Origin of the sequence: Sporosarcina sp. 6E9 (assembly GCF_017921835.1) — a bacterium.
Lineage (GTDB): Bacteria > Bacillota > Bacilli > Bacillales_A > Planococcaceae > Sporosarcina.
In genome coordinates this window covers 2,267,675-2,293,851 of the sequence record NZ_JAGEMN010000001.1, presented here as the reverse complement: position 1 = coordinate 2,293,851, position 26,177 = coordinate 2,267,675, and the positions used below count along the sequence as shown (strand labels likewise).

The 26,177-nt window shown below is 42.3% G+C and carries 33 protein-coding genes; 32 read left to right on the top strand and 1 reads right to left on the bottom strand.

Annotated elements, in window-relative coordinates:
* The first annotated feature begins 110 nt into the window (after nucleotides 1–110).
* From prfA to J4G36_RS11110, 30 genes are all read left to right on the top strand, one after another.
* Nucleotides 111–1,187 carry a peptide chain release factor 1 gene (gene prfA, locus J4G36_RS11255; protein WP_210470178.1) on the top strand — a complete coding sequence of 359 codons (1,077 nt, stop codon included), beginning with the start codon at nucleotides 111–113 and terminating at the stop codon, nucleotides 1,185–1,187.
* Nucleotides 1,180–2,034, top strand: a complete 855-nt coding sequence (prmC, locus tag J4G36_RS11250) for a peptide chain release factor N(5)-glutamine methyltransferase (protein ID WP_210470176.1) — start codon at nucleotides 1,180–1,182, stop codon at nucleotides 2,032–2,034. Before prfA ends, prmC begins: the two co-directional genes overlap by 8 nt.
* A gap of 43 nt (nucleotides 2,035–2,077) precedes the next feature.
* Nucleotides 2,078–2,647, top strand: a complete 570-nt coding sequence (locus J4G36_RS11245; RefSeq protein WP_210470174.1) for a stage II sporulation protein R — start codon at nucleotides 2,078–2,080, stop codon at nucleotides 2,645–2,647.
* Nucleotides 2,648–2,706: 59 nt separating this feature from the next.
* Nucleotides 2,707–3,732, top strand: a complete 1,026-nt coding sequence (locus tag J4G36_RS11240; protein WP_210470173.1) for an L-threonylcarbamoyladenylate synthase — start codon at nucleotides 2,707–2,709, stop codon at nucleotides 3,730–3,732.
* 64 nt (nucleotides 3,733–3,796) lie between these two features.
* Nucleotides 3,797–4,297: a manganese efflux pump MntP gene (locus J4G36_RS11235; protein WP_210470164.1), complete on the top strand. Its 501-nt coding sequence runs from the start codon at nucleotides 3,797–3,799 to the stop codon at nucleotides 4,295–4,297.
* Between the two features lie 57 nt (nucleotides 4,298–4,354).
* Nucleotides 4,355–4,810 (top strand): low molecular weight protein arginine phosphatase, encoded by a 456-nt coding sequence (locus tag J4G36_RS11230; protein ID WP_210470161.1) that lies wholly within the window; start codon nucleotides 4,355–4,357, stop codon nucleotides 4,808–4,810.
* Nucleotides 4,811–5,117: 307 nt separating this feature from the next.
* Nucleotides 5,118–5,555 (top strand): ribose 5-phosphate isomerase B, encoded by a 438-nt coding sequence (rpiB, locus tag J4G36_RS11225; protein ID WP_210470159.1) that lies wholly within the window; start codon nucleotides 5,118–5,120, stop codon nucleotides 5,553–5,555.
* An 18-nt stretch (nucleotides 5,556–5,573) separates the two neighbouring features.
* Nucleotides 5,574–6,155 carry a TIGR01440 family protein gene (locus J4G36_RS11220; protein WP_210470157.1) on the top strand — a complete coding sequence of 194 codons (582 nt, stop codon included), beginning with the start codon at nucleotides 5,574–5,576 and terminating at the stop codon, nucleotides 6,153–6,155.
* A 15-nt stretch (nucleotides 6,156–6,170) separates the two neighbouring features.
* Entirely contained in the window at nucleotides 6,171–7,439 is a 1,269-nt protein-coding gene (locus J4G36_RS11215) for a serine hydroxymethyltransferase (protein WP_210470155.1), read from the top strand.
* Between the two features lie 207 nt (nucleotides 7,440–7,646).
* Nucleotides 7,647–8,276, top strand: coding sequence for a uracil phosphoribosyltransferase (gene upp, locus J4G36_RS11210; protein WP_210470153.1), 630 nt, complete (start codon nucleotides 7,647–7,649; stop codon nucleotides 8,274–8,276).
* A gap of 22 nt (nucleotides 8,277–8,298) precedes the next feature.
* A complete protein-coding gene (gene wecB / locus J4G36_RS11205; protein WP_483315898.1) occupies nucleotides 8,299–9,399 on the top strand; it encodes a non-hydrolyzing UDP-N-acetylglucosamine 2-epimerase in 1,101 nt (366 codons plus the stop codon).
* A 747-nt stretch (nucleotides 9,400–10,146) separates the two neighbouring features.
* A complete protein-coding gene (locus tag J4G36_RS11200; protein WP_210470151.1) occupies nucleotides 10,147–10,518 on the top strand; it encodes an ATP synthase subunit I in 372 nt (123 codons plus the stop codon).
* Between the two features lie 51 nt (nucleotides 10,519–10,569).
* Entirely contained in the window at nucleotides 10,570–11,289 is a 720-nt protein-coding gene (gene atpB, locus J4G36_RS11195; protein WP_210470149.1) for a F0F1 ATP synthase subunit A, read from the top strand.
* An 82-nt stretch (nucleotides 11,290–11,371) separates the two neighbouring features.
* The gene (gene atpE / locus J4G36_RS11190; RefSeq protein WP_210470147.1) at nucleotides 11,372–11,596 is read left to right on the top strand and encodes a F0F1 ATP synthase subunit C; all 225 of its coding nucleotides are present in this window, start codon (nucleotides 11,372–11,374) and stop codon (nucleotides 11,594–11,596) included.
* Between the two features lie 195 nt (nucleotides 11,597–11,791).
* Nucleotides 11,792–12,298, top strand: a complete 507-nt coding sequence (gene atpF / locus J4G36_RS11185) for a F0F1 ATP synthase subunit B (RefSeq protein WP_246880585.1) — start codon at nucleotides 11,792–11,794, stop codon at nucleotides 12,296–12,298.
* Nucleotides 12,295–12,834, top strand: a complete 540-nt coding sequence (locus tag J4G36_RS11180; protein ID WP_210470146.1) for a F0F1 ATP synthase subunit delta — start codon at nucleotides 12,295–12,297, stop codon at nucleotides 12,832–12,834. The genes atpF and J4G36_RS11180 overlap by 4 nt, the downstream gene beginning before the upstream one ends.
* A 25-nt stretch (nucleotides 12,835–12,859) precedes the next feature.
* Nucleotides 12,860–14,368, top strand: coding sequence for a F0F1 ATP synthase subunit alpha (gene atpA, locus J4G36_RS11175; RefSeq protein ID WP_210470143.1), 1,509 nt, complete (start codon nucleotides 12,860–12,862; stop codon nucleotides 14,366–14,368).
* Between the two features lie 38 nt (nucleotides 14,369–14,406).
* Nucleotides 14,407–15,261: an ATP synthase F1 subunit gamma gene (atpG, locus tag J4G36_RS11170; RefSeq protein ID WP_210470141.1), complete on the top strand. Its 855-nt coding sequence runs from the start codon at nucleotides 14,407–14,409 to the stop codon at nucleotides 15,259–15,261.
* A gap of 222 nt (nucleotides 15,262–15,483) precedes the next feature.
* Complete coding sequence (gene atpD / locus J4G36_RS11165; protein ID WP_210470139.1) at nucleotides 15,484–16,899, top strand: F0F1 ATP synthase subunit beta; 1,416 nt, start codon at nucleotides 15,484–15,486, stop codon at nucleotides 16,897–16,899.
* Nucleotides 16,900–16,920: 21 nt separating this feature from the next.
* Entirely contained in the window at nucleotides 16,921–17,325 is a 405-nt protein-coding gene (locus J4G36_RS11160; RefSeq protein WP_210470137.1) for a F0F1 ATP synthase subunit epsilon, read from the top strand.
* Nucleotides 17,326–17,402: 77 nt separating this feature from the next.
* Nucleotides 17,403–17,639: a DUF1146 family protein gene (locus tag J4G36_RS11155; RefSeq protein WP_210470135.1), complete on the top strand. Its 237-nt coding sequence runs from the start codon at nucleotides 17,403–17,405 to the stop codon at nucleotides 17,637–17,639.
* Between the two features lie 373 nt (nucleotides 17,640–18,012).
* A complete protein-coding gene (gene murA, locus J4G36_RS11150) occupies nucleotides 18,013–19,317 on the top strand; it encodes a UDP-N-acetylglucosamine 1-carboxyvinyltransferase (protein ID WP_210470126.1) in 1,305 nt (434 codons plus the stop codon).
* A 124-nt stretch (nucleotides 19,318–19,441) separates the two neighbouring features.
* Complete coding sequence (spoIID, locus tag J4G36_RS11145; protein WP_210470117.1) at nucleotides 19,442–20,398, top strand: stage II sporulation protein D; 957 nt, start codon at nucleotides 19,442–19,444, stop codon at nucleotides 20,396–20,398.
* Between the two features lie 30 nt (nucleotides 20,399–20,428).
* Complete coding sequence (locus J4G36_RS11140) at nucleotides 20,429–21,088, top strand: M23 family metallopeptidase (RefSeq protein WP_210470115.1); 660 nt, start codon at nucleotides 20,429–20,431, stop codon at nucleotides 21,086–21,088.
* A gap of 180 nt (nucleotides 21,089–21,268) precedes the next feature.
* Entirely contained in the window at nucleotides 21,269–21,538 is a 270-nt protein-coding gene (locus tag J4G36_RS11135; protein ID WP_210470107.1) for a sporulation transcriptional regulator SpoIIID, read from the top strand.
* Nucleotides 21,539–21,721: 183 nt separating this feature from the next.
* Nucleotides 21,722–22,714: a rod shape-determining protein gene (mreB, locus tag J4G36_RS11130; RefSeq protein WP_210470105.1), complete on the top strand. Its 993-nt coding sequence runs from the start codon at nucleotides 21,722–21,724 to the stop codon at nucleotides 22,712–22,714.
* A 62-nt stretch (nucleotides 22,715–22,776) separates the two neighbouring features.
* Nucleotides 22,777–23,094: a DNA-directed RNA polymerase subunit beta gene (locus J4G36_RS11125; RefSeq protein ID WP_210470103.1), complete on the top strand. Its 318-nt coding sequence runs from the start codon at nucleotides 22,777–22,779 to the stop codon at nucleotides 23,092–23,094.
* 17 nt (nucleotides 23,095–23,111) lie between these two features.
* A complete protein-coding gene (gene fabZ, locus J4G36_RS11120) occupies nucleotides 23,112–23,549 on the top strand; it encodes a 3-hydroxyacyl-ACP dehydratase FabZ (protein ID WP_210470100.1) in 438 nt (145 codons plus the stop codon).
* A gap of 126 nt (nucleotides 23,550–23,675) precedes the next feature.
* Nucleotides 23,676–24,005, top strand: a complete 330-nt coding sequence (locus J4G36_RS11115; RefSeq protein WP_210470098.1) for a hypothetical protein — start codon at nucleotides 23,676–23,678, stop codon at nucleotides 24,003–24,005.
* 47 nt (nucleotides 24,006–24,052) lie between these two features.
* Nucleotides 24,053–24,268 carry a hypothetical protein gene (locus J4G36_RS11110; protein ID WP_210470096.1) on the top strand — a complete coding sequence of 72 codons (216 nt, stop codon included), beginning with the start codon at nucleotides 24,053–24,055 and terminating at the stop codon, nucleotides 24,266–24,268.
* Between the two features lie 349 nt (nucleotides 24,269–24,617).
* Here the strand turns inward: J4G36_RS11110 and J4G36_RS11105 are convergent, their stop codons facing one another.
* Nucleotides 24,618–25,058, bottom strand: coding sequence for a YwpF family protein (locus J4G36_RS11105; RefSeq protein WP_210470094.1), 441 nt, complete (start codon nucleotides 25,056–25,058; stop codon nucleotides 24,618–24,620).
* A gap of 275 nt (nucleotides 25,059–25,333) precedes the next feature.
* Here J4G36_RS11105 and J4G36_RS11100 point away from each other — a divergent pair, with 275 nt between their 5' ends.
* Both J4G36_RS11100 and J4G36_RS11095 read left to right on the top strand, forming a co-directional pair.
* Nucleotides 25,334–25,771 (top strand): single-stranded DNA-binding protein, encoded by a 438-nt coding sequence (locus tag J4G36_RS11100; RefSeq protein ID WP_210470092.1) that lies wholly within the window; start codon nucleotides 25,334–25,336, stop codon nucleotides 25,769–25,771.
* Nucleotides 25,772–26,007: 236 nt separating this feature from the next.
* Complete coding sequence (locus J4G36_RS11095) at nucleotides 26,008–26,166, top strand: hypothetical protein (RefSeq protein ID WP_210470090.1); 159 nt, start codon at nucleotides 26,008–26,010, stop codon at nucleotides 26,164–26,166.
* Nucleotides 26,167–26,177: the final 11 nt, after the last annotated feature.

The following is a 26,177-nucleotide window of genomic DNA, read 5'->3' as shown; positions in this document are numbered from 1 at the left end:
TGATGCGTTTCACATTTTTTAATCGCCATCTAGTAGGGAAAAAACTGTATTAAACGAAGGAATTCCCGTACAATGAACATACAAAATAGACATAAAATGAGGTGTGCCCAATGTTTGAACGACTTCAAGCAGTAGAAGATCGCTATGACCAATTAAACGAATTACTCAGTGACCCTGAAATCGTCAGTGACATATCAAAACTTCGCGATTATTCAAAAGAACAATCAGGTATCCAAGAAACGGTTGACGCGTACCGCCAATACAAGCGCGTAAAGGGAGAATTTAAAGACGCCAAAGAAATGTTGAACGAATCCCTTGATGAAGAAATGAGAGAACTCGTGAAACTGGAACTTTCGGAACTTGAAGACCAAGTCGAAGAGCTCGAAGCGCAGTTAAAAGTGCTGTTAATTCCCAAAGATCCAAACGATGAGAAAAACGTTATTATGGAAATCCGCGGCGCAGCGGGTGGTGATGAAGCGGCTTTATTCGCAGGTAATTTGTTCCGTATGTACAGTCGTTATGCGGAAATGAACCATTGGAAAACGGAAGTTATCGAGTCTTCGCCGACAGAACTTGGTGGTTTTAAAGAAATTATTTTCATGATAAACGGAAATGGTGCTTACTCAAAATTGAAATTTGAAAATGGAGCGCACCGTGTTCAACGCGTGCCAGAAACAGAATCCGGCGGAAGAACACATACATCGACTGCGACTGTGGCAGTCTTACCAGAAGCCGAAGATGTCGATATTGAAATACTCCGAGAAGATTTGAAAATCGATACGTACCGTTCAAGTGGTGCGGGTGGTCAGCATGTTAACACGACAGACTCTGCTGTTCGTATTACGCACTTACCGACGGGAATCACCGTATCCATGCAAGATGAAAAATCACAAATTAAAAACCGTGAAAAAGCGATGAAAGTATTAAAAGCGCGTGTCTATGATGCAGCACAACAAGAAGCGCAAGCTGAATATGCTGCAAGCCGTAAATCGGCGGTTGGAACAGGCGACCGTTCAGAAAGAATCCGGACATATAATTACCCACAAAACCGGGTAACGGATCACCGAATTGGCTTGACCATTCAAAAGCTCGACCAAATTATCGAAGGAAATCTAGATGAAATTATCGAAGCACTAACAATAGAAGAACAAGCGCATCATCTAGAAAGTTTAAATTCAAATGACTGAACGAATTTTCGAAGCCCGAAATAGGGCCATATCTTTATTAGAAGAAAAAGGCCTGGATTCGGGAGCGGTGCGTTTCGTCCTCGAATACGTAACAAACAAAAACCACGCCGCCTTACTTTCAGACCTTCGGGAACAACTGACCGAAGAACAACAAAAATTGTTTTGGCGTAAAATTGACGAACTCTTAGATGGAAAACCTGTTCAATACGTTTTAGGAACCGAAAGTTTTTACGGAAGACAATTCGAAGTGAATGAAAATGTGCTCATTCCGCGTCCTGAAACCGAAGAGCTAATTTACGGTGCACTTGAACGCGTCAGGAATTTATTCACCAATAAAAACGTAACAATGGCCGACATCGGTACAGGTAGCGGGGCAATCGCGATCACATTCAAAAAAGAATGGCCAGAAGCAATTGTTACCGCGACCGATATCAGTAAAGAAGCGCTCGCTGTCGCCAAAAGAAATGCCGAACAGCTCGGTGCAGACATCACATTCGAAGAAGGAGATATGACTGCCCCGATTAAACACTCGAACTGGGACGTCATTTTATCCAACCCGCCCTATATCGCTCGCGTTGAAGCTGAGTCGATGTCGGAATCCGTATTGGCTTTCGAACCGCATCGCGCTTTATTCGCGGAAGAGGAGGGGCTTTTCTTTTATAAAAAACTTGCAGAAAATCTACCAAAACTTATGAACAAACCGGCATTAATCGGATTAGAAATCGGGTACCAGCAAGGCCCGGCTGTGCATAAGTTATTTACAGACGCTTTTCCCAACGCCAAAGTCGAAACGGTAAAAGATATCAACGGAAAAAATCGTTTACTATTTTGTGAGATTTATGAATAAAAAAGAACTTCCCCGGCAACAATGCGTTTAAGGGGGAATCGATATGTTACAAGATTACGAGATTAAACAAAAAACAACGAAAATTGAACGTGTGATACCGTTCGCGGAATTTATACTAATCCTAATTATGATTCAGTGCATCCTCGCATTATTCACAGGTGCGGAGGCAGCGGAAGATACGATTCGTTTCAGAATGCTCGCTCACTCAAATAGTACGGCCGATCAAGCGATAAAAGAAGAAATTCAACTGCAAATTCAACCGCTTGTTGAATTTGCAGTCAATACATCAACTTCGAAAAAAGAGCTTGGCGAGAACTTGGCCGCTTTAGAATCAACCATTCTCCAAATTGCTTCGTCAATCGCGGGCGACAAAGCGGTCACATTAGAACGTAAAGAAGCTTTATTCCCAGCAAAAAGATCCGGCTTCGTTATTCATCCACAATCCGAATATGACGCCTATCTATTAACAATTGGGAGTGGACGTGGGGATAACTGGTGGTGCGCTTTATTCCCGAAAATTTGTTTTGTGGATGAAGCAGAAAAGAAAGAAAAGAAAGAAGAGGAAAAAGTCACTTTTTTCGTCTGGGAGTGGATAACTGGACTGTTTGCTTAAGGTTACTCACAATAAATGTGGATAAATCAAATAAACTGTGAATAAATGAGGTTTAAAAGATGAAGACGACAATAATAACTGTGGATAGAAATCTGGATAACATAAAAAACTATGAACAAGCTGTGGACATTTTGAAAAGTGGGGGAGTCGTCGCCTTTCCGACCGAAACGGTTTACGGACTCGGCGCAATCGCTACAGATGAAAAAGCGGTTGATAAAATATTCAAAGCGAAGGGACGACCTTCCGATAATCCACTTATCGTACATATTGGAAACAAAGATGAAGTTGCGCAGTATGCAACTGAAATTCCGGAAAAAGCACACAAGCTCATGGATGCATTTTGGCCCGGCCCACTGACACTCATTTTCAACGCGATACCGAACATCATCGCGGAAAATGTAACACCAGGCGTAAAAACAGTCGGAATTCGAATGCCCGATCATCCTGTCGCGCTTGACCTTCTTCGCGCATTAAAAGCACCGCTCGCTGCACCTAGCGCAAATCGAAGCGGAAAACCAAGTCCCACTGAAGCGTTCCATGTAAAAGAAGATCTCGACGGACTCATACCGCTCATTTTAGACGGTGGTCCTACTGGCGTCGGGCTTGAATCCACAGTAATTGATATGACTGTTCAGCCTCCGGTTATTTTAAGGCCTGGGGGAGCGACACGAGAAATGATTGAAGAAGTGATTGGCTTCGTCGCAGTAGCCGATGAAAAAGCACCGGAAAACACCCCGCGCGCCCCTGGCATGAAATACCGCCATTATGCACCTGAAGCGCCTCTGTACATCATCGAATCCGATAAAGAAAAAATAGAGCATGCCGTTAAAATGCTTCAAAAAGAACATAAAAAAACGGCCGTCATTGGACCGGATAGCTTGCGCGTTTCAAACGCAGATTGGTATTTCGCAATCGGTTCAAGTGACAGCACGGAAGAAATGGCCGTAAATTTATATAAAGCGCTTCGCCAATGCGACTTGATCGATGCGGATATCATTCTCGCAGTCGAAACGGACTTGGTCGGAGTCGGCGCCGCATTTATGAATCGACTCGAAAAAGCTTCAGAAGGAAAACGATTTATCTAATAACTAGAATACGTAAATTTCTCCCGCATACGATTACTATATGCGGTATGCGGGAGGTTTTACATTGAACGAATTGATTGCTGCCAGTATCACAACACTCGATATCATCGTCGTATATGTTTTATTGGAAGTAAAAGAAGGAAAGTTCGCTTTAGTGATTTGGACGGCTCTCCTAAATATGTTATTGCCTTTCCTCGGATTTCTGACCGGGGAATTTTCGGCAGGCTTTTTCTCCGGCTTCAGCCACTTACTGTCCGGGGTCCTCCTCGGGTTGATCGGTCTTCATATGTTATTGGAAGATAATGATACGAAAACTTCACGAAAATTACCCCCGGGAATCCTTGCACTTGCTGTCAGCATCGATGCGTTTTCAGTAAGTGTTTCGTTTGGCATGCTCCATTTGAATAAAATCCTATTTATTTTAGCGTCTGGAATATTTGCATGCGTATTCGCTTATATCGCACTTACATTTAAAAATCGCCTTGGGATTAAAAGTGGGAAACGAATCCGTCAATTTGCGGGGATTGCGTTAATCATTATGGGAATTGTTTCGGCTATGCAATAAATTCGCCCGTTCCTTAAAAATCGGCTATTCTTATAGTAAGAAGGAGGGCATTCAACGATGAATATTTATTTATTATGCACAGGTAATACATGTAGAAGTCCAATGGCAGAGGCAATTCTGCGTTCAAAAAACATAGCGAATGTATCCGTTCGATCTGCCGGCATCCATGCACAAGATGGATATCCAATCGCAAATAATGCAAAAACGCTTATTGAAGAAGCGGACATGCCCTATACGAACCAATCCAGAACGCTATCCCGCGAAGACGTGGAATGGGCAGATTACATATTGACAATGACCGAATCACATAAAAGCGTTTTACATCATTTGTTCCCGGAAAATCGAGAAAAGATATACACATTAAAAGGTTTCATATCCCCCGGCACAAACGAAGATGTCCACGATCCATTCGGTGGCAACCTAGAAACTTATCGCGAAACGTTTAATGAGTTGACACAACTCATGGACCAACTTGAGAAGAAATTGCTTGAGGAAGATAGTGAACGTGGATAAATTTAAGGCGTACTTGGATAATCTATTATTCGAGTACTTTTTTTATTTGGTACTTTGATTTCTGCTGGCGGGCAGCTAAAGCATCGATTTTCTCACAGGTATTAGGTCCCGACTTGCAAGCAAAATAGAAATAACGACTTTTATACAAAACCCACCTTCATTAAATGGATTCCACTTCATACTGATAAATAAAGCAATTAATCATCCCAATTTCACAAGGAGTTCAAAAGATAGTATTATCTTAATAACATTTCTCGTCGAAAAATGTTAGAATAAATAATGAATATATGAAGAAAAGAGGGGCGCCATGAAAATCGCAATATCTTCTGACCACGGAGGCAATCGCCTGCGACAAGAAATAATGGATTTATTGACCGAACGCGGGGTAGAATTTGAAGACTTCGGACCAAAAAACGATGATTCAGTCGACTATCCGGACTACGCTACGCCTGTTTGTGAAGGTGTCGTAGAAGGACGATTCAACCGCGGCATTCTCATTTGTGGAACAGGCATTGGCATGTCAATCGCTGCCAACAAAATAAAAGGCATTCGTTGCGCACTCGTCCACGACGTTTTTAGCGCAAAAGCAACACGCGGACACAACGACACAAACGTGTTAGCGATGGGTGAACGCGTCGTAGGAGCAGGGCATGCGAAAGAAATTGTTTCAGCATGGCTTGATACATCCTTCGAAGGTGGCCGCCACGCAGTACGAATCGAAAAATTAATGAAGCTAGAAGACTAAAACGAGGAGGGGAAGTACGTGGACGCGCTAAATTTATGGAAACTTCAGTTGGAAGAACTGCTATCCGAAATCTCCGATCAGGTATATCTCGAACCAGGTGGATTTTTTGTGGTCGGTTGCTCAACATCCGAAGTCGCTGGAAAACGCATTGGAACGGCTGGTGCTATGGAAGTCGCCGAAAACTTATACGAACCCTTAATAAAGTTCGCCGATAGACACCACCTACACCTTGCGTTTCAAGGATGCGAACATATTAATCGCGCACTGACCATTGAACGAAAATCGGCAAAGGTATTTAATCTGGAACCTGTAACCGTCATTCCAGCACCGCATGCTGGAGGTTCAATGTCAGCATACGCCTACGAGCAAATGTCCGATCCCGTCGTCGTTGAAGGAATTGAAGCACAAGCCGGTATTGATATCGGGCAAACATTGATTGGTATGCATTTAAAACGCGTCGCCATACCGATTCGAACATCTATCGAAAAAATTGGCAATGCAGTCATCACAATTGCAACGACTCGTCCAAAACTAATCGGTGGAGAACGGGCAATTTATTCCAAAATAGAGCCTGAAGAAGACGAGAATATTACAACCTAAAAAGGGGACTAACTAATGGGACACGTTAAAACGCAAACACTTACAGCTGAACTAAATCACGTAAAAGAAGACGAAGTAATCTACAACGCAATCATGGCGGAAAGAGGTCGTCAACAAGCCAATATCGAACTGATTGCATCCGAAAACTTCGTCACTGAAGCAGTGATGGAAGCACAAGGATCAGTACTAACGAATAAATACGCAGAAGGTTATCCGGGCCGACGTTATTATGGTGGTTGTGAACATGTTGACGTTGTGGAAGAAGTTGCAATCAATCGCCTGAAAGAAATTTTCGGCGCTGAATATGCAAACGTCCAACCGCACTCCGGTGCACAAGCGAATATGGCTGTTTATTTCGCGGCATTAGAGCCAGGAGACACAATTCTCGGTATGAACCTTTCACACGGTGGTCACTTAACGCATGGTAGCCCGGTTAACTTCTCCGGAAAACTATACAACTTCGTAGAATACGGCGTTAGTAAAGAAGACGAGCAAATCGACTATGAAGATGTACGTCAAAAAGCGCTTGAACATAAACCGAAAATGATCGTTGCGGGCGCAAGTGCTTATTCAAGAACAATCGACTTTGCGAAATTCCGTGAAATTGCTGATGAAGTTGGCGCATACCTATTCGTTGACATGGCGCATATTGCAGGTCTTGTTGCGGCTGGCGAACATCCGAACCCAGTTCCACACGCACACTTTGTAACATCAACGACGCATAAAACATTACGCGGACCACGTGGAGGTATCATCCTAAGTACTGAAGAGTTTGGCAGAAAATTGAACTCATCTGTATTCCCAGGCGTTCAAGGCGGCCCATTAATGCACGTAATCGCTGCAAAAGCAGTCGCATTCGGCGAAGTACAGAAGCCTGAGTTTAAAGCCTATGCAAAACAAGTGAAGAAAAACGCTGCAGCACTTGGTGAAGCACTGATCGCAGAAGGCATCGACATTGTTTCAGGTGGAACAGATAACCACTTGCTTCTATTGAACCTTCGTTCACTAGGAATTACTGGAAAACTTGCAGAAGCTGTACTTGATGAAGTAGGAATTACAGTAAACAAAAACACAATTCCATTCGACACTGAAGGTCCTTTCATCACATCAGGTATCCGTATCGGTACACCTGCAGTCACAACGCGCGGTTTTGGAGAAGATGAGATGAAAGAAATCGCATCCATCATCGCGAACCTTTTAAAAAATCACGAAGACGAAAACGTGAAAAAAGAAGCCCGTGAGCGTGTTACGGCATTGACGAACAAATTCCCTTTATATGCATAATTAACAATAAGCCACTTTCCTAGAAAGTGGCCTATTTTCTGACCTCTTGAAAATTTGTTATATTTAAAATAAAACCGATGAGTCTACGCCAGTAAATAAAAGTGGATTGATTCGCAAGGGGAAATAGATCAAAGTTTAGATACTTATGTGTTAGGATATAACCAATTCTGTTATACTAAATTGGATATTTTAAAAGGAGCGATTCAGATGCCAAAAGTACATGTTTTAGATCATCCATTAATTCAACACAAATTAACCTACATACGAGATATAAATACGGGAACAAAAGAGTTCCGTGAGCTAGTTGACGAAGTTGCAACGCTCATGGCTTATGAAATCACACGTGATCTGCCATTGATGGAAAAAGAGATTGAAACACCTGTCCAAAAAGGCATGTCTAACGTATTAGCAGGAAAAAAACTCGGAATTGTTCCTATTTTACGTGCAGGTCTTGGCATGGTCGAAGGAATTCTGAACTTAATTCCGGCGGCGAAAGTAGGGCATATCGGACTTTACCGAGATCCAGAAACACTTCTTCCGGTAGAATATTACGTAAAACTTCCTTCAGACATTTCAGAACGTGACCTAATTCTAGTCGACCCGATGTTGGCAACAGGCGGCTCTGCAATTGAAGCAGTCAACTCCTTGAAAAAGCGCGGCGCAAAGAAAATTCGTTTCATGTGTTTAATCGCAGCTCCTGAAGGCGTAAAAGCAATGACCGATGCACATCCTGACGTTGACATTTACATCGCGGCACTTGATGAAAAATTGGATGAAAAAGGCTATATCGTTCCAGGACTCGGCGATGCAGGCGACAGATTATTTGGAACGAAATAATTTGAAAAAGAAATGGAAAGTCATGACTATTTTTGGCACGCGACCAGAAGCGATTAAAATGGCGCCGCTCGTATTGGAACTTGAAAAACATCCAGAAGACATCGAGTCCATTGTGACAGTGACAGCCCAACATCGTGAAATGCTCGACCAAGTCCTTGAAACATTCAAGATTTCGCCGGACTACGATTTAAATATCATGAAAAACCGCCAGACGCTCATAGACGTTGCAACGAGAGGGCTCGAAGGACTCGATGCGATCATGAAAGAAGCGGGGCCGGATATCGTTTTAGTTCACGGCGATACGTCAACAACATTTATCGGCAGTCTTGCGGCTTTCTACAATCAAATCGCAGTCGGGCATGTCGAAGCTGGACTGCGCACATGGAATAAGCACTCGCCTTATCCAGAAGAGATGAACCGTCAACTGACTGGCGTGCTGGCTGATTTGCATTTCTCGCCCACTGAAAAATCGGCAGAAAATCTAATCGCTGAAGGCAAACCGGAAGAGCGGATCTACATCACTGGAAATACAGCAATCGATGCACTCCAAACGACAGTGCGCGAAAACTACTCGCATCCGATACTCGAAAGTCTCGGCGACGATAAGTTAATTTTATTAACAGCCCATCGACGAGAAAATCTTGGGGAACCGATGCGCAATATGTTCCGTGCGATCAATCGTTTGCTCGACAAACACGACGACATTCAAGTGGTCTACCCAGTTCATTTAAATCCAGTCGTCCGTGAAATTGCTGATGAAATACTAGGGAACAACCGGCGTATCCATCTCATACAGCCACTCGAAGTGATCGATTTCCATAATTTCGCAGCAGCTTCGCATATCATATTGACCGACTCGGGCGGCATACAAGAAGAAGCGCCATCACTCGGCAAACCAGTCATCGTGCTTCGCGACACAACCGAACGCCCAGAAGGCATCGATGCGGGCACTTTGAAACTCGCAGGAACTGACGAAGAAACCATCTTCTCACTAACAGATGAACTTCTAACAAACCCTGACGAATACAACGAAATGGCCCAGGCCTCAAACCCATACGGCGACGGACACGCTTCCGAAAGAATCGTCGAAGCATTGAAGAAATACTTAACTTCATTAGAATGAAATCAAAGAAGGCAACTTTCCTCTAGAGGAATTGCCTTCTTTTTCTAATTAAATCAAGATATCCGCACATTTTGCGTATATATCCGACACATCGCTTTGGATATCCCTCATATAAAACTTTATATCCGACAATGCTATATAGATATCCGTACTTTCCACACAGATATCCGCTAAACAGGACTATCCGACTAACTTATTCCATCTAAATAACTTTCCCATACAGTGGAAGTAGTTGATTGAAGTAAACGCGTCAAAATCCTCCCACTCTACCATTACCGGCAATAGAAAAAACATAGAAAAAGCAACTTTTCTCCTAGTATAAAGTCGAAACCCCGCTCCAAATGTATGAAAATGTAAGTTGGTGGATACGCTATACACATTAGTTTTTCAAATTTGTCTTTTGTTTGACAAAGTGTTTTGTGAACTGAAAAAGTCGCGGGAATCAATTGACATCAATTTTTAGCTACTGTATGATTACTAAGGGTAAGAATGATAGTTGTTTCATACATATGAAACTTGATTTACCGGATTTATCGAATGCAAATTCTATCATCTTTTCACCAAATTTCGATTCTGCAACCCATCATTAGTAAATGTGGGGACATGGCAGTTCACTCGCAACTCTAATAGGTTCCAATATTTTCGGAGTCTACGCCGGTTAAAGGCAGGACAGCGAAACGGGAACCACCCCGCAATTCTAAGAGCTAATTCCAAAAACAGTAAAACAAAACAGGAGATTAAACAGTTATGCAAACATTGCAGGAAATCCATAAAAGGCAGAGAAGAGCTCTCTATTTCTTACTGGCTTTTTTCGTACTTGGATGGGCATTTACTGAATGGAAAACTGTTTTCGCAGGACTAATACTTGGTTCACTCTTTGGATTGTATAACTTTTGGATACTCGTCCGACGGTATGAGAAGTTTGAACAAGCCGTTATGGAAGGGAAAAAGCGCATATCACTTGGGACTGCGATGCGTTTCGCATCTGGTATTGCGGTAGCGGCAATTGCAACTGCAATGCCCGAACAGTTCGACCTGATCAGTGCGGTTATTGGATTCGGAATACCGTACCTCCTGTTATTAGGAGAAAGGATCATTTACCACGTACGACATCAATGAAGCTTATCAGTAGAAGCTTAAATCCGAATGGACAAGGGAGGTGAACGAAACATGGACCATGGAAATCCGTTATGGACAGCAGACCTTTTCGGGATTACATTAAGATTTAATCTATCGAACGTTTTGATGGTCTTCATAACATGTGCAATTGTATTCTTAATCGCAATTCTCGCAACTCGCAAATTAGAAGTTAAACCGACGGGAATGCAAAATTTCTTTGAATGGATCATGGATTTCGTCAAAGGGATTATAAGGAACAATATGGACTGGAAAACAGGTGGACGTTTTCACGTACTAGGAATTACGCTCATTTTATTCTTATTCGTGTCGAACGTACTCGGACTACCTTTCGCTATCGTTTGGAAAGGTGACCTATGGTGGAAATCACCAACCGCCGATCCGATGGTCACGATGACGCTTGCAGTAATGATTATTGTGTTAACACAATATTACGGTTTGAAGGCAAAAGGTGCGAAAGGTTACGGGAAAGATTATTTACAACCGCTTCCGTTTTTATTGCCACTTAACATTGTCGGTGAAGTTGCCAGTACGATGACACTCGGTCTTCGTCTTTACGGTAACATTTACGCAGGTGAAATTCTAATCGGATTACTTGCAGGACTTGCAACATCTAGTATCTTTGGCTTTGTAGGAGCAATTATTCCTTCAATCGCTTGGATGGGCTTCTCCATATTTGTTGGTGGAATCCAGTCGTTTATCTTCGTTATGTTAACAATGGTCTATATGTCTAACAAAGTTAGAACGGACTAGTAAACATATATAGCTTATATGGTTAGAGTTATTGACTTTGACCGGAACAAATAAAACAAGAAACTTTAGGAGGAAATATACTATGGTAGGTTCAGTTGGTCTATTAGCAGCAGCAATCGCAATTGGTTTAGGAGCACTTGGAGCAGGTTTAGGTGCAGGTCTAGTTGTTTCAAAAACACAAGAAGGAATCGCACGTCAACCAGAAGCACGTGGCGTTCTTCAAACAAACATGTTTATCGGGGTAGCACTTGTTGAAGTTGTTCCGATTTTCGCAGCAGTAATCGCGTTTATCGTTATGAACCGCTAATTATAGGTACAATTACAATGGCGAAGAGCGGACATCATTTCCTTCGCCATTGCTTTATGTCAATAAATAATCAAATGATAAAACTTGGATAGAAAGTCCATATTCAAAGAGACAAGTGCTCTTGAAGGGAGTGAAACAATCGTGTTTTTTGATACCTTCGTCCTCTTAGCTAACACTACAGCTGAAGCAGGATTTTTGCAGAAATTAAACGACCCAAACGGTTTAAACCTTGGTGATATTATTGCAACGGTAACAATGTTCCTTCTACTCATGCTTCTATTAAAGAAATTTGCATGGGGTCCACTTATGGGCATCATGGATCAACGTGCCGAAATGATCGCAACTGAAATTGAAGCGGCTGAAAAAAGTCGTCTTGAATCACAAAGCCTTCTTGAAGAGCAGCGCAATCTGTTGAAAGAGGCACGCAATGACGCTCAGGCGATTGTTGAAAATGCCCGTGAACAAGGTGAAACGCAACGTGAAGACATCATCATGGCAGCGCGAAACGAAGTCGCGCGTTTGAAGGATGCAGCAGCACAAGAAATTGCATCTGAGAAAGAAAAAGCTGTTGCGGCAGTCCGTGAAGAATTCGTATCCCTCTCAGTTCTTGCAGCGTCTAAAGTACTTGGAAAAGAACTTTCCGAAGAAGATAACCGCGCATTAATTGAAGAGACGATTGCGAAGGCAGGCGATGCACGGTGAGTAAGTCCATAGTAGCTAATCGCTATGCCCAAGCACTTTACGAACTAGCAGTAAAAAAGGGACAGACTTCAATTGTTCAAGAAGAACTTCTTGAAATACAGAAAGCGTTCCTTGCGAATCCAGGTCTTGGAGAATTGCTTGAAAATCCAAGGTTCCCTTTCGCTAAAAAGAAAGCGCTACTTACAACACTGTTCAAGGATGCAAATTCACTTATCCAAGACACATTGTTCGTACTGCTCGAAAAGAAACGTTTAAATGAAATTAATAACTTCGTCGACGAATTCGTTGACTTTGTGAACGACGCAGCAGGAATCGCGGAGGCAACAGTGTATTCAACACGTCCGCTAACCGAAAGCGAAAGCGCGGCGATTTCATCCACTTTTGCAAGAAAAGTCGGAAGAATATCACTGCGGATTAACAACATCATTGATCCAACTCTAATCGGGGGCATTCGTGTCCAAATTGGAAACCGTATCTTTGACAATAGCCTAGTGAACAAACTAGAGCGCTTGAAACGAGATATGATTGGATCGTAAATTTGAAATTTGAGGGGTGACATACATGAGCATCAAAGCTGAAGAAATCAGCGTTCTCATAAAACAGCAGATTGAAAATTATCAATCTGAGATGGAAGTAAGTGACGTTGGTACAGTTATCGCAATCGGTGACGGTATCGCACGTGCTCATGGCCTCGATGACGTCATGGCTGGAGAACTTTTGGAGTTCTCTAACGGTGTTATGGGTATGGCACAAAACTTGGAAGCGAACAACGTAGGTATCGTTATCCTTGGACCATACACAGACATTAAAGAAGGCGATGATGTACGTCGTACGGGCCGTATTATGGAAGTACCTGTTGGTGAAGCATTAATTGGCCGTGTTGTAAATCCGTTGGGGCAACCTGTGGATGGACTTGGTCCAATCGCAACAACTAAAACTCGTCCAATCGAAAGTCCAGCACAAGGAGTCATGGCGCGTAAATCCGTTCATGAACCACTTCAAACTGGTATTAAAGCAATTGACGCACTCGTACCAATCGGTCGCGGACAGCGTGAGTTAATTATCGGAGACCGTCAAACAGGTAAAACGACTGTTGCGATTGATACGATTCTTAACCAAGCTGACCAAGATATGATTTGTATTTATGTGGCAATTGGACAAAAAGAATCGACTGTTCGTGGCGTAGTTGAAACGCTACGTAAAAACGGTGCACTTGATTACACAATCGTAGTAACAGCCTCGGCATCAGAACCGGCTCCATTACTATACCTTGCACCATATACAGGAATCACTATGGCAGAGGAATTCATGTTTGACGGCAAGCATGTGCTAATTGTTTATGATGACCTATCTAAACAAGCAGCGGCATACCGTGAACTTTCCTTACTACTTCGTCGTCCTCCGGGTCGTGAAGCATACCCAGGTGACGTATTCTACTTGCACTCACGTCTTCTTGAACGTGCAGCTAAGCTGAACGATTCACTCGGCGGAGGTTCAATTACGGCACTTCCATTCGTTGAAACACAAGCCGGAGATATTTCCGCTTATATTCCAACAAACGTAATCTCGATTACGGATGGACAAATTTTCTTACAATCTGACCTATTCTTCTCGGGCGTACGCCCTGCTATTAACGCAGGACTTTCAGTATCTCGTGTTGGTGGATCAGCACAAATTAAAGCAATGAAAAAAGTTGCGGGTACACTACGTCTTGACCTAGCTGCTTTCCGTGAACTTGAAGCGTTCTCTCAATTCGGTTCATCCCTTGATGCGTCAACGCAAGCAAGACTTGACCGTGGAGTTCGTACAGTTGAAATTTTGAAACAAGATTTAAACAAACCAGTTCCAGTTGAAATCCAAGTTGTTGCATTGTATGCACTAACTCGCGGATTCCTAGACGATGTTCCTGTTAAAGATATTTTACGTTTTGAGTCTGAAATCGCAGCATGGCTCGAGTCAAACCACACAAACGTTTTAGAGCATATCCGTCAAACGAAGGATCTTCCAACAGATGAAGAGATGGCAGCAGCTATCAACGAATTCAAAACGAAATTCGCAATTTCTGAGTAAGACGATTTACTATAAAACAAAAAGGTGGTGAATGACCAATGGGATCATTACGCGATATTGAAAACCGCATAAAATCTACGAAGAAAACGAGTCAGATAACACGCGCAATGCAAATGGTATCTGCTTCGAAACTAAACCGTGCTGAACTTAAAGCAAGAGCATTCGTTCCATACATGGAGAAAATCAAAGAAGTTGCTGGTGCAATCGCTGCAGGAACGGATGCAGAACATCCAATGCTCGTAAATCGTCCAGTAAAGAAAACCGCATATGTTGTCATCACAGCAGACCGTGGACTTTGCGGGGCGTATAACAGTAATATTATACGAGCAGTTTCCAAAGCAATCGAAACACGCCATGCGTCAAAAGACGAAGCAATTATTTTTGCTATCGGACGAATCGGCTCTGAGTTTTTCTTGAATCGTGGATATAATGTAATCGACAGTGTAATCGGATTATCCGACCACCCGTCATTCGCCGAAATTAAAGAAATCGCTAATAAAGCTGTTGGTATGTTCGCGGATGGTACATATGATGAAATTTATATGTACTACACCCATTACATTAACGTCATTTCCAACAAAGTAAAAGAAGGGAAAGTGCTCCCACTTACCGATATTGCCCAAGAAGGATCATCAACTTCTTACGAATTCGAGCCATCCGGCGAAGCAATTCTAAAAGTACTGCTACCGCAATACGCGGAAAGCTTAATCTTTGGCGCATTACTCGAAAGTAAAGCAAGTGAACATGCTTCAAGTATGACAGCGATGCAAAGCGCAACCGATAACGCAGGCGAATTAATTGATTCATTAACGCTTCAATTTAACCGCGCACGTCAAGCAGCAATTACACAAGAAATCACAGAGATAATTGGAGGAGTGGCCGCGCTAGAGTAGGAAGGAAAATCGAACTTTGATTTTCCCGCTCTGAAAAAGTCGGCAAGGAAAGTTTGAACTATAACTTTCCCGCTCGAAAAAGTCGGCTTTTGGACTTTTTTGACCTTAGAGCGCGGACTTTTTTGCTCTGAGCAATGGAACATTAAGGAAATCATTGTTCAACTTCCTTCCAGCGCTCCACCCTTCATCAGCACGGCATATAGTAAGACAGGAGGAAACAAAATGAACAAAGGACATGTTCTTCAAGTAATGGGTCCAGTTGTCGACGTCAAATTTGATAACGCACAATTGCCTCAAATCTATAACGCATTGACTGTTACAATTGAGCGTCCGAACTCAGAGCCTGAAGTATTAACACTTGAAGTTGCACTTCACCTTGGCGATGATGCAGTTCGTACAATTGCGATGTCATCTACAGATGGACTTAAACGTGGAGCCGAAGTACTTGACCAAGGAGCTGCTATTTCAGTTCCTGTGGGGGATGTAACACTTGGCCGCGTATTTAACGTACTCGGTGAAACGATTGACCTTGCGGAAGAAATTCCAGCGAGTGAACGTCGCGACCCGATTCACCGTAGTGCACCAACTTTTGAAGAACTATCTACAGAAGTTGAAATCCTTGAAACGGGCATTAAAGTCGTTGACTTATTAGCTCCGTATATTAAAGGTGGTAAAATCGGTCTCTTCGGTGGAGCTGGTGTAGGTAAAACAGTTCTAATCCAAGAATTGATTAACAACATCGCACTCGAACACGGTGGAATTTCCGTATTCGCAGGTGTTGGAGAACGTACACGTGAAGGAAATGACCTTTTCTTCGAAATGACGGACTCTGGTGTTATTAAAAATACAGCAATGGTATTCGGTCAAATGAACGAACCACCTGGCGCACGTATGCGTGTTGCACTAACAGGATTGACGATGGCAGAATACTTCCGTGACGAACAAGGTGCGGACGTACTTCTATTCATCGACAATATTTACCGTTATACGCAAGCAGGATCTGAAGTATCGGCGCTTCTTGGCCGTATGCCATCAGCAGTTGGATATCAGCCAACACTTGCAACGGAAATGGGTCTTTTACAAGAACGAATCACTTCAACAAATAAAGGTTCAGTAACGTCAATCCAAGCAATCTATGTACCAGCGGATGACTATACGGATCCAGCTCCAGCAACGACGTTCGCTCACCTTGACGCGACGACGAACCTTGAGCGTAAACTTTCTGAAATGGGAATCTACCCAGCGGTTGACCCGCTCGCATCAACATCACGTGCACTAAGCGCGGAAATTGTTGGCGCAGAACACTATAGCGTAGCACGTGAGGTTCAATCAACACTGCAACGTTATGCTGAATTACAAGATATAATCGCAATCCTAGGTATGGATGAATTAGGCGAAGAGGACAAACTTGTTGTTGGTCGCGCACGTCGTATTCAATTCTTCCTATCACAAAACTTCCACGTAGCTGAACAGTTCACTGGACAACCAGGATCATACGTACCAGTAGCGGAAACGATTAAAGGATTTAAAGAAATCCTTGACGGTAAATTCGATCATATTCCAGAAGATGCATTCCGTCTTGTTGGACGTATTGAAGAAGTTATCGAAAAAGCGAAAGCTATGGGTATCGAAGTCTAAGAAGGGACCAGGAGGGAAAAAATGAAAACTGTAAAAATTCATATCGTGACTCCCGACGGCCCTGTTGTTGAAACTGAAGCGGACATGGTTATCGCAATGACAGAAACAGGCGAATTGGGAATTCTTCCAGGCCATATTGCAACTGTCGCACCGCTTCAAATCGGCGGGCTTCGTATTAAAAAAGGTAATGACACCAAAATCATTGCTGTTCACGGCGGATTTATTGAGATTCGTCCTGAAATTATTACAGTTCTTGCTCAAAGTGCTGAAACTGCTGAAACCATCGACCTTGCAAGAGCTAAGCATGCTGCAAAGCGGGCTGAAATTGCGCTACAAGCGAAGAAAGATGAAGCAAGCTTTTTGAGTGCTGAACTACAACTGAAACGAGCAATTAATAGAATTAATGCTGCAGAAAACAGATTTTAATGTAATATGATGAATACTCGGACAGAGGAAGTAGTTTCTTCTGTCCTTTTCTTTGAGTAACGAAAGGAGTCAAGATTATGGATGGCATGTTCGGTTACCAACCATTACTTGCAATCGTTTCCCACATATTTTTTATTGGGGTTTCTTTTTATGCACTTCAAGCAATATTGCCGGAAAAGATTATTCGAAAAAACAAAGTGTTCCAAGCGCAAATTTTATTTATATTTTTAAGTATAATGATCGGATCTTCCGTATCAAATTTCTTTCTTGAGATATCCTATTGGTCAGGAAGAATTCCTACGATGTTTCGATAACATTCGACTAATTTATAAATAATTTTGGTATACTATTCTAGTCGGTACTTGTTATCGCCGCATGTACATTGGCTTAAGACACTGTACATGTACATGGGGCGATGGCATGTAAAACCGTCAATGTTTAAAAAGCATATTGCAGGGAATTAAACAAACAGCTAACCTGTGCAGAAAGTATAAATTAACGGTGACACAAAAATTCAAATAAATACATACGATAGACTACATCAAGATAGTTATTTCGTAACTTGTAAATAAAGGTCGAACGCTGTAAACTTATGTGAGTTTTTGTTATTACTATACAACACTTTAATTAAAATATAAGCGCGGTTTTATGATTAAAAAGCACAATTTAAAGTCGGAGGGACTAATTATGGATAAGATTATTATAAACGGGGGACGGGTTCTAAAAGGAACTGTCCGCGTTGAAGGCGCGAAAAATGCTGTTTTGCCAGTATTGGCAGCTGCACTTCTCGCATCGGAAGGCGTTAACGTCATTCGGGATGTACCAAATCTGTCGGATGTCGGTACAATCAGTTCGGTTTTAAAAAGCTTAAACGCAAATGTTGAAGCTAAACCAGAAAGAAACGAAGTCATCATTGATTCATCGGGGACGTTGTCAAGCGAGGCCCAATTTGAATATGTACGTAAAATGAGAGCTTCAATTCTTGTCATGGGTCCAATTCTTGCACGAAACGGTTTTGCACGTGTCGCATTACCTGGTGGATGTGCGATTGGTTCACGTCCAATTGATCAGCACTTAAAAGGTTTCGAAGCAATGGGCGCAGAAATTTCATTCGGTCACGGTTATGTTGAAGCAAAAGCTGAAAATGGTCTAAACGGTGCGAAAATTTATCTTGACTTCCCAAGCGTCGGTGCAACAGAAAACATCATGACTGCCGCAGCCCTAGCAAAAGGCACGACAGTAATTGAAAACGCAGCGAAAGAACCGGAAATTGTAAACTTAGCGAACTTTATTAATGAAATGGGCGGTAAAGTTATCGGTGCTGGAACCGATATGATTCGTATTGAAGGCGTAACGAAATTATACGGTACTACACATCATATTATCCCGGATCGTATCGAAACAGGCACATTCATGGTAGCTGCCGCAATTACTGGCGGAGACGTTATTATTGAAAATGCTGTCCCAGAACATAACGCGGCACTTATTTCGAAAATGGGTGAAATGGGCGTCAACATCATAGAATTGGATGAAGGCGTTCGCGTTCACGCGGAGTACCCGCTTAAATCAGTCAACTTAAAAACTATGCCGCACCCAGGTTTCCCGACAGATATGCAATCGCAAATGATGGCGCTTATGCTAACTGCTACTGGAACTGGCGTCATTACGGAAACAGTTTTTGAAAACCGCTTTATGCACGTAGAAGAATTTCGTCGCATGAATGCAACTGTGAAGATTGAAGGTAAATCGGTTATTTTAGAAGGCCCTTCAAAGCTACAGGGCGCAGAAGTAGCTGCAACAGACCTAAGAGCTGCAGCAGCACTTATCCTTGCTGGATTAGCCGCAGATGGCGTTACACGCGTCACAGATCTGATTCACCTAGACCGCGGATATGTTGACTTCCATAAAAAGCTCGAAGCATTAGGGGCCGATATTGAGCGCGTCTCATCTGAAGAAGAAGTTGAAAGCAAAACTGAGCAAGAACTCGTATAACGAACTGTGAAATTTGAAATACGAAGGGTCATCGATGATATTATCGATGGCCCTTTTGTAATTTAATCGTATAAAACCACCGATGGGACATGCATAAAAAGGAGGGTATTTCATATAATCGACTATGACAAAATTATGGGCGAGTTCAATATTATTACTCATTGTAATGTTCATTATTCCAGTAATTTTACTAAGAGGACCGGGTGCTGAGCCACAGAAGGAGGAGAAAAAAATAGAACAATCTTGTCCGATCGACATCAAAGTTGTCGGGGAGGACGAGCCATTAGCGCTTGAGGAATATGTAAAAGGCGTCGTTGCAGGGGAAATGCCAATCGGTTTTCATCCGGAAGCATTAAAAGCGCAATCGATTGCAGCAAGGACATACGCACTCAAAACGACAAACTTTGGTGAAATCCCAATTGCCCGTGATGTCTCCGCTCAAGTATATAAATCACAAGAAGAGCGGAAAAAACAGTGGGGGAAAAAGTTTAAAGAAAATGAAAAGAAACTTGCAGCTGCAGTTGAAGCGACAGCTGGCGATGTTTTGCTTTATAACGATGAATTGATATCAGCGATGTTTTTTTCGACTTCGAATGGCCAGACAGAAGCCGCAGAAAACTTTAGTGGCAGTGACGTGCCTTATTTGCAGAGTGTCGACAGTCCTGGCGATAAGGAAGTTGCGCCTACATTCGAAGTGAAAACAGAATTACCGCTAAACAAATGGAACGAAGCACTCGGGATTGAGTGGAATGCGGATATGTTCAAATCTCTTCAACTCGTGAGAAATCCAACAGGACGCGTTCAACGCGTAGCAACAGCTGGATTCGAATCGAATGGACGTGAAATAAGAGAAATACTTGGACTTAGGTCTACGGATTTCGATATTGCATTCGATGTTACGAACGAAATCGTCATCATTAAAACGCTCGGGTATGGCCATGGCGTCGGCATGAGCCAGTACGGCGCGGAGGCATTTGCACAGGATAAGTGGACGGCAGATAAAATTGTTCAACACTATTATACTGGTACAGTAATAAAAAATTTGATTAACCTTGAGAATGTATGTTTAAAAGCACCTTAACTTGCAAACAATAGCAGTGAGGTGATGATTATGCGAGAAGAAAAAACGAAATCTCCTTCTCAAGCGAATAAACGTAAACAAACAAAGAGTTGGTTTTGGCCTGCTATCTATTCGGGTATCGCAATCGTATTTGTAGGGATGATCTGGGGGTACACTGCACTAATAAAAGATTCCCCGGGTAAAACAGACACTGCGAAAGCTCCGGATAATAGCGAAGTAGTCGTGGATGTTAACGCATCAAAGGAATCTTTCAAATATCCTTTTTCTGAAGAACTCCTTAATGATGTGGCCATTCTACAAGATTACTATGACATGGAAGCCGACGAAACCATGCGCGAAAATGCACTACTTGTCTTTAATCAGTCATACGTAACGAATTCCGGCGTCTCTATTTCGATAGACGGAAAACCGTTCGAAGTGCTCGCAGCAATGAGTGGTGTCGTCGAAGAAGTGGTTACAGATGTCTTCAGCGGGGATAGTGTCGTCCTCAAACACGCGGATGGCATGCAAACTGTCTATAGTTCAATGACCGGTGTTCTAGTAAAAGAGGGCGATGAAGTAGCTCAAGGCGAACCACTCGCAATGACGACACAAAACGAATGGAATCCAGCAGCCGGTGTGCATCTTCTATTTGAAATCCACGTCGACGGCGAACCGGTCAATCCAGGTAAGCATTTAGCATTCAAGTAAACATTTAAACGGAAAAAAGCCACTCTTCGGAGTGGTTTTTTTAATTTTCTAAATTTATTTTTAAAAAAAGTCCTTGAAACAGCCATAAACCAAGCCTTCTCGCACGAAACGCGAGCATAACGCCCTAATCTATCGCATACAGTAAGACAGGATTCGGAGTCGATAGGAAAGGAAGAGGGCGTGCACGAGCAAATACGGAGGCGATGCGTGCGCCTCGGGGAGCTATTGCTGGAAACTGAGGTTACCGTGCGAGGACTAGCGAAAGTAACGGGGTATTCGAAAAGCACTGTGCACAAGGACTTGACAGAACGATTGCCAAACATCGATGTAGGATTGGCGGAAGAAGTTGCAAAAATACTTGCATATCATAAATCTGTCAGACATTTAAGAGGCGGTGAGGCAACCAGGCTTAAGTGGATGAATGAGGCAAAAAAAATTGAAGAGGAATAAGTGAAGGAGCGGAGCCAGATCCGAATTGAGGCGCCGCTTTTTTTAATTAAGAACGAGATTTCAATATAAGAAGAAATTAGTTCTTAAGTATGTTCATTTTCCACTTACTATGGTAAAATCATGAATTAAGAGCGTAAAAATGGAAGAGAAAATGCCACGCAGTTGGAAGGGGAAGCGGGAATAATGTTTGCAAAAGATATTGGGATTGACCTTGGTACGGCTAACGTCCTAATTCACTTGAAAGGAAAAGGGATTGTTTTAAACGAACCGTCAGTTGTCGCGTTAGATAAAAGAAATAATAAAGTGCTTGCTGTCGGCGAAGAAGCCTTTCAAATGGTCGGAAGAACACCAGGCAATATCACGGTTATTCGTCCTTTAAAAGACGGCGTAATCGCAGACTTCGATGTGACAGAAGCAATGCTCAGTCATTTCATCGATAAGCTTAACGTTAAAGGCTTTTTTACTAAACCTAGAATACTTGTCTGTTGCCCGACGAATATTACAAGTGTTGAACAAAAAGCGATTCGCGAGGCAGTCGAAAAGTCCGGCGGCAAGAAAGTATTTTTAGAAGAAGAACCAAAAGTTGCCGCAATCGGTGCTGGAATGGATATTTTTCAGCCAAGTGGTAATATGGTAATTGATATCGGCGGCGGAACAACCGATGTAGCTGTTTTATCGATGGGTGATATCGTCACATCCGAATCTATTAACATCGCCGGAGACACATTAGACAACGACATAATCCAATACGTCAAAAACCAATATAAATTGCTTATAGGACTGCGCACTGCGGAAGACATTAAATTTAACGTGGGCACGGTTTTCCAAGGATCACGTAATGAAAAGATAGACATTCGCGGCCGCGATATGGTTTCTGGACTTCCACGCACAGCGACAATCGATTCTGAAGAAATTAGAATTGCCTTGAAAGAATCTATGTATCTTATCGTCCAAGCGGCACGCAATGTCCTTGAGAGAACGCCACCCGAACTTTCTGCCGACATTATAGACCGCGGCATATTCTTAACCGGCGGCGGCGCACTGATTCACGGGATTGACCAACTATTAGCTGAAGAATTAAAAGTACCCGTATTTGTTTCAGATAATCCACTCGATTGTGTTGCAAGAGGGACAGGCATTTTATTAGAAAACATTCAAAAAAGTTCAAAGAAGTAATCATTCTACATAAAAAAATGAGTTGGCAATTATGCAATTCGTTTGTATAGGGAGTACTGACAATGGGTAATTTTAATTTTCGACGTTTACTAAAATTAGATTCAAATAAAACTGACGAGCCAAGCGTTGAAACCAGTTCAAGAAGAGAACTAAGAAAGGCTAAACGTGGTGAAGCCACCGAACCTAAAAAAACTTTATGGGTTCAAATACGGATGATTCCGATTTGGCTACGTCTAATATTGATCATTTTACTAATGGCTATTGTTGCCGTAATCGGATTGCGAATCGGCTATAGCTATATTGGCGACGGGAATCCTGAGGATGTACTCAAAAAAGAAACATGGACACATATTGTTGATATCATTAAAGGAAAAGAATAAATTTGCAGGAGGATCACATGCTTACAGTACAACAAATTCAAGCGATTTTACCACATCGGTATCCATTTTTGATGATCGATAAAATTCTAGAAGTTGAAGAAGGCAAACGTGCCGTCGGTATAAAAAACGTCACAATTAATGAAGACTTTTTCAACGGGCATTTTCCAGGCTACCCGGTAATGCCAGGCGTTCTCATTGTTGAAGCGCTTGCGCAAGTAGGTGCTGTTGCTCTATTGAAGAAAGAAGAAAATAAAGGCCGTCTTGCATTTTTTGCGGGCATCGACAATTGCCGTTTTAAACGTCAAGTAGGTCCTGGCGACACATTGACACTCGAAGTTGAAATTACGCGACTGCGCGGTCAAATGGGCAAGGGGAAAGCAATCGCAAAAGTCGGCGATGAAATTGCTTGTGAAACCGAAATCCTATTTGCACTCGGCCCAGTTGTTGAAAAGTAGTATGTCTTAATCGTCAAATAAAAATCAATATAAAAAATAATGGATAGTTCCCTTTTTTTCGTACAACCTACAAAGACCATACAGATTCGTGTGGTAAACGGCTTGTGGAAAGGAGGGAATCTTTTCATGTTGAAAAAAACGATACCATTTTTTCTGATATCGGCGCTCGTACTAGGTGGCTGTAATATGAACGACAGGAACGATACAGTGCCTAATAATAACGAAACACCGATGCAGGACAATATGCAAGATCGTGATAGAAACTGGACTCCTAATGCCAACGATAATAATGAAGGCGGAATGGATCTAGATGGGATTGACGAACAAAACGGTAATGGTGGAAACAACGGGTTCATCAATGGCGACAACGGCGATAATGGCGTCAATAATGGAAACGGAGCACCGAACGACACAATTATCGATGAAGAAATGGATAGAAACGGAAACAACCGCTAACCGCAAGCCGCAAACATCGCCTCGAAAATCCGAGGCGGTGTTTTTCTATGAAAAAATGGGAAACGACCAAAGTACGCCTCCAAACGACTAAAGCGGACCCTTATGCGACTAATGCCGCCATCGAAACGACCAAAGCGCACCCCAAAACGACCAAAGCCGTATTTTTTATACATCAACAAGTCCAAGAAATTCAAAAGAGCGCTTTAATTGTCGAAGCCGGAACAACCTACAATCACAACACTCAGCGACTTGTACAATCTTGACAGCTCCCCAAACAACCATTGCTGCCGGCAAAAGACTAAAACTCAAACGACCAAAGTACGCCTCTAAACGACCAAAGCGGACCCTTATGCGACTAATGCCGCCATCGATGAGACCAAAGCGCACCCGCAAACGACCAAAGCCGTATTATTTATACATCAACAAGTCCAAGAAAACATTATAGTGCTTTAATTGTCGAAGCCGGAACAACCTACAATCGCAAAACATACCGACTTGTACAATCTTGACAGCTCACCAAACAACGAAAGCAGCCGGCAAAAGACTAAAACCTTTCCACAAAAAACATAAAAAAATGCCACCCTTTCACAGGGCAGCACCACAACATTAAATTCATTCATCTTCCGAAAGGTCTCGCTTCAACCGCGGCCGCGATCGCATATCCGATTCAAAACGCTCAAGCAATGTTTGGCCTTCTAAGCCTTCCCCGATCAACTCCTCCAACAAGTGCTCGGCATATTGCGTACGCGCTCGTTTTAATCTACCTTTCAACAAAACTGAAATATTATTTCCGATTTGTTTCACCGCACTCACAGCTACGCGAAAACCGGCGGGTTCATTTTCTGGGTAAGAAATGACGACTTTTGCTTCGAGCAACTCGTCTGTACCTTGAAAGGATTCAAAAAACGCCTTATGCTTTTCCTCGATAAACATCTCAAGAATCCACATCCGGTGGCTATTCTCTTGATTTATAATAATTCCATCAATAAGCGGGAAATCTATAACTTGTTCATCGTGCAAGATTCCAACTGACAACATCTTAAATGTTTTCATCATGCGCACCACCTTCAAATTTCCTTTGATTATACCATATTTCTTGACTTGGAATAAATAATCAACAAACCTGCCAAAGTTAATTTATCCAAAAATCGACACCATGGGGAAAAATGCATACCACTGTCGTTTCGTGGAAAAAACAATCACATTTCATATCTTAAAAAAATGAAAATCACCGTGAAAACCTTATCAAAAGTGAAAAACCAGCTTTTGCTAAAAATCGACGCGGTGTCGTATTATCAAATTAATTCAAAAAGAAAGGAGGGCATTGGGTGAATCAAGTCGCACTTGTAGGGCGCATAACAAAAGATCCCATCTTGCGAAAATTATCTCAAGATCGGGTCCAGACAAGTATTATCATCGCAATAAATCGCAACTATAAAAACACGAAAGGAGAAATCGAAGCGGATTTCATATTATGTTCTTTATTCGGCCGACTTGCGGAAAATACAGCAAAGCATTGTGGAAAAGGTTCGTTAATCGGTCTAAGTGGTCGGATCCAGTCGAGAACGTATGAAAGAGAAGATCAAAGTCGTGTTTTTGTCACAGAAGTGATTGGAGATGAAGTTAGGTTTCTATCAACAAAATCCAGATTGAATAATGATTTATACGCAAACTCAACTGTGTCGAAACAACAGGAAGTTGCTGAATCAGAAACAAATCACTTTGAACTACCTGTACAAGAAAGCAAAGAACTACCAATCATGTAATACAAGGGGGGATTGACCGGATTACAAACCGGAGCTGAAAACTACAATTATATGAATAGCTGTGAAGGAATCTACTTAAACGTTTGAAAAGGCCTTTTGGGGGATCGGCCTTTCGGTTATACGGAAAAATATCATAGGGAAAAACTTAATTGCTAATTAAAAAACCGCGTGTCGGTGCCTGAGAGATGACTGCCTTTCAGGTGCCGTATCCGCGGAACTAAAAAGGAGATGTTGTGATGAACAAAATTGAAAAGGAAGTTGTGAGAATGGAGCTACAAATTAGCGAATTAATTCGAGTCGTGGCGTATTTAAACGAACGAATAAAAAGGATTGAGGACAACAATACAGGAAAAGAAATTATCAGGAAAGTGCCGATTGTACAAAAGATAACGTAAAAATCCCAGAG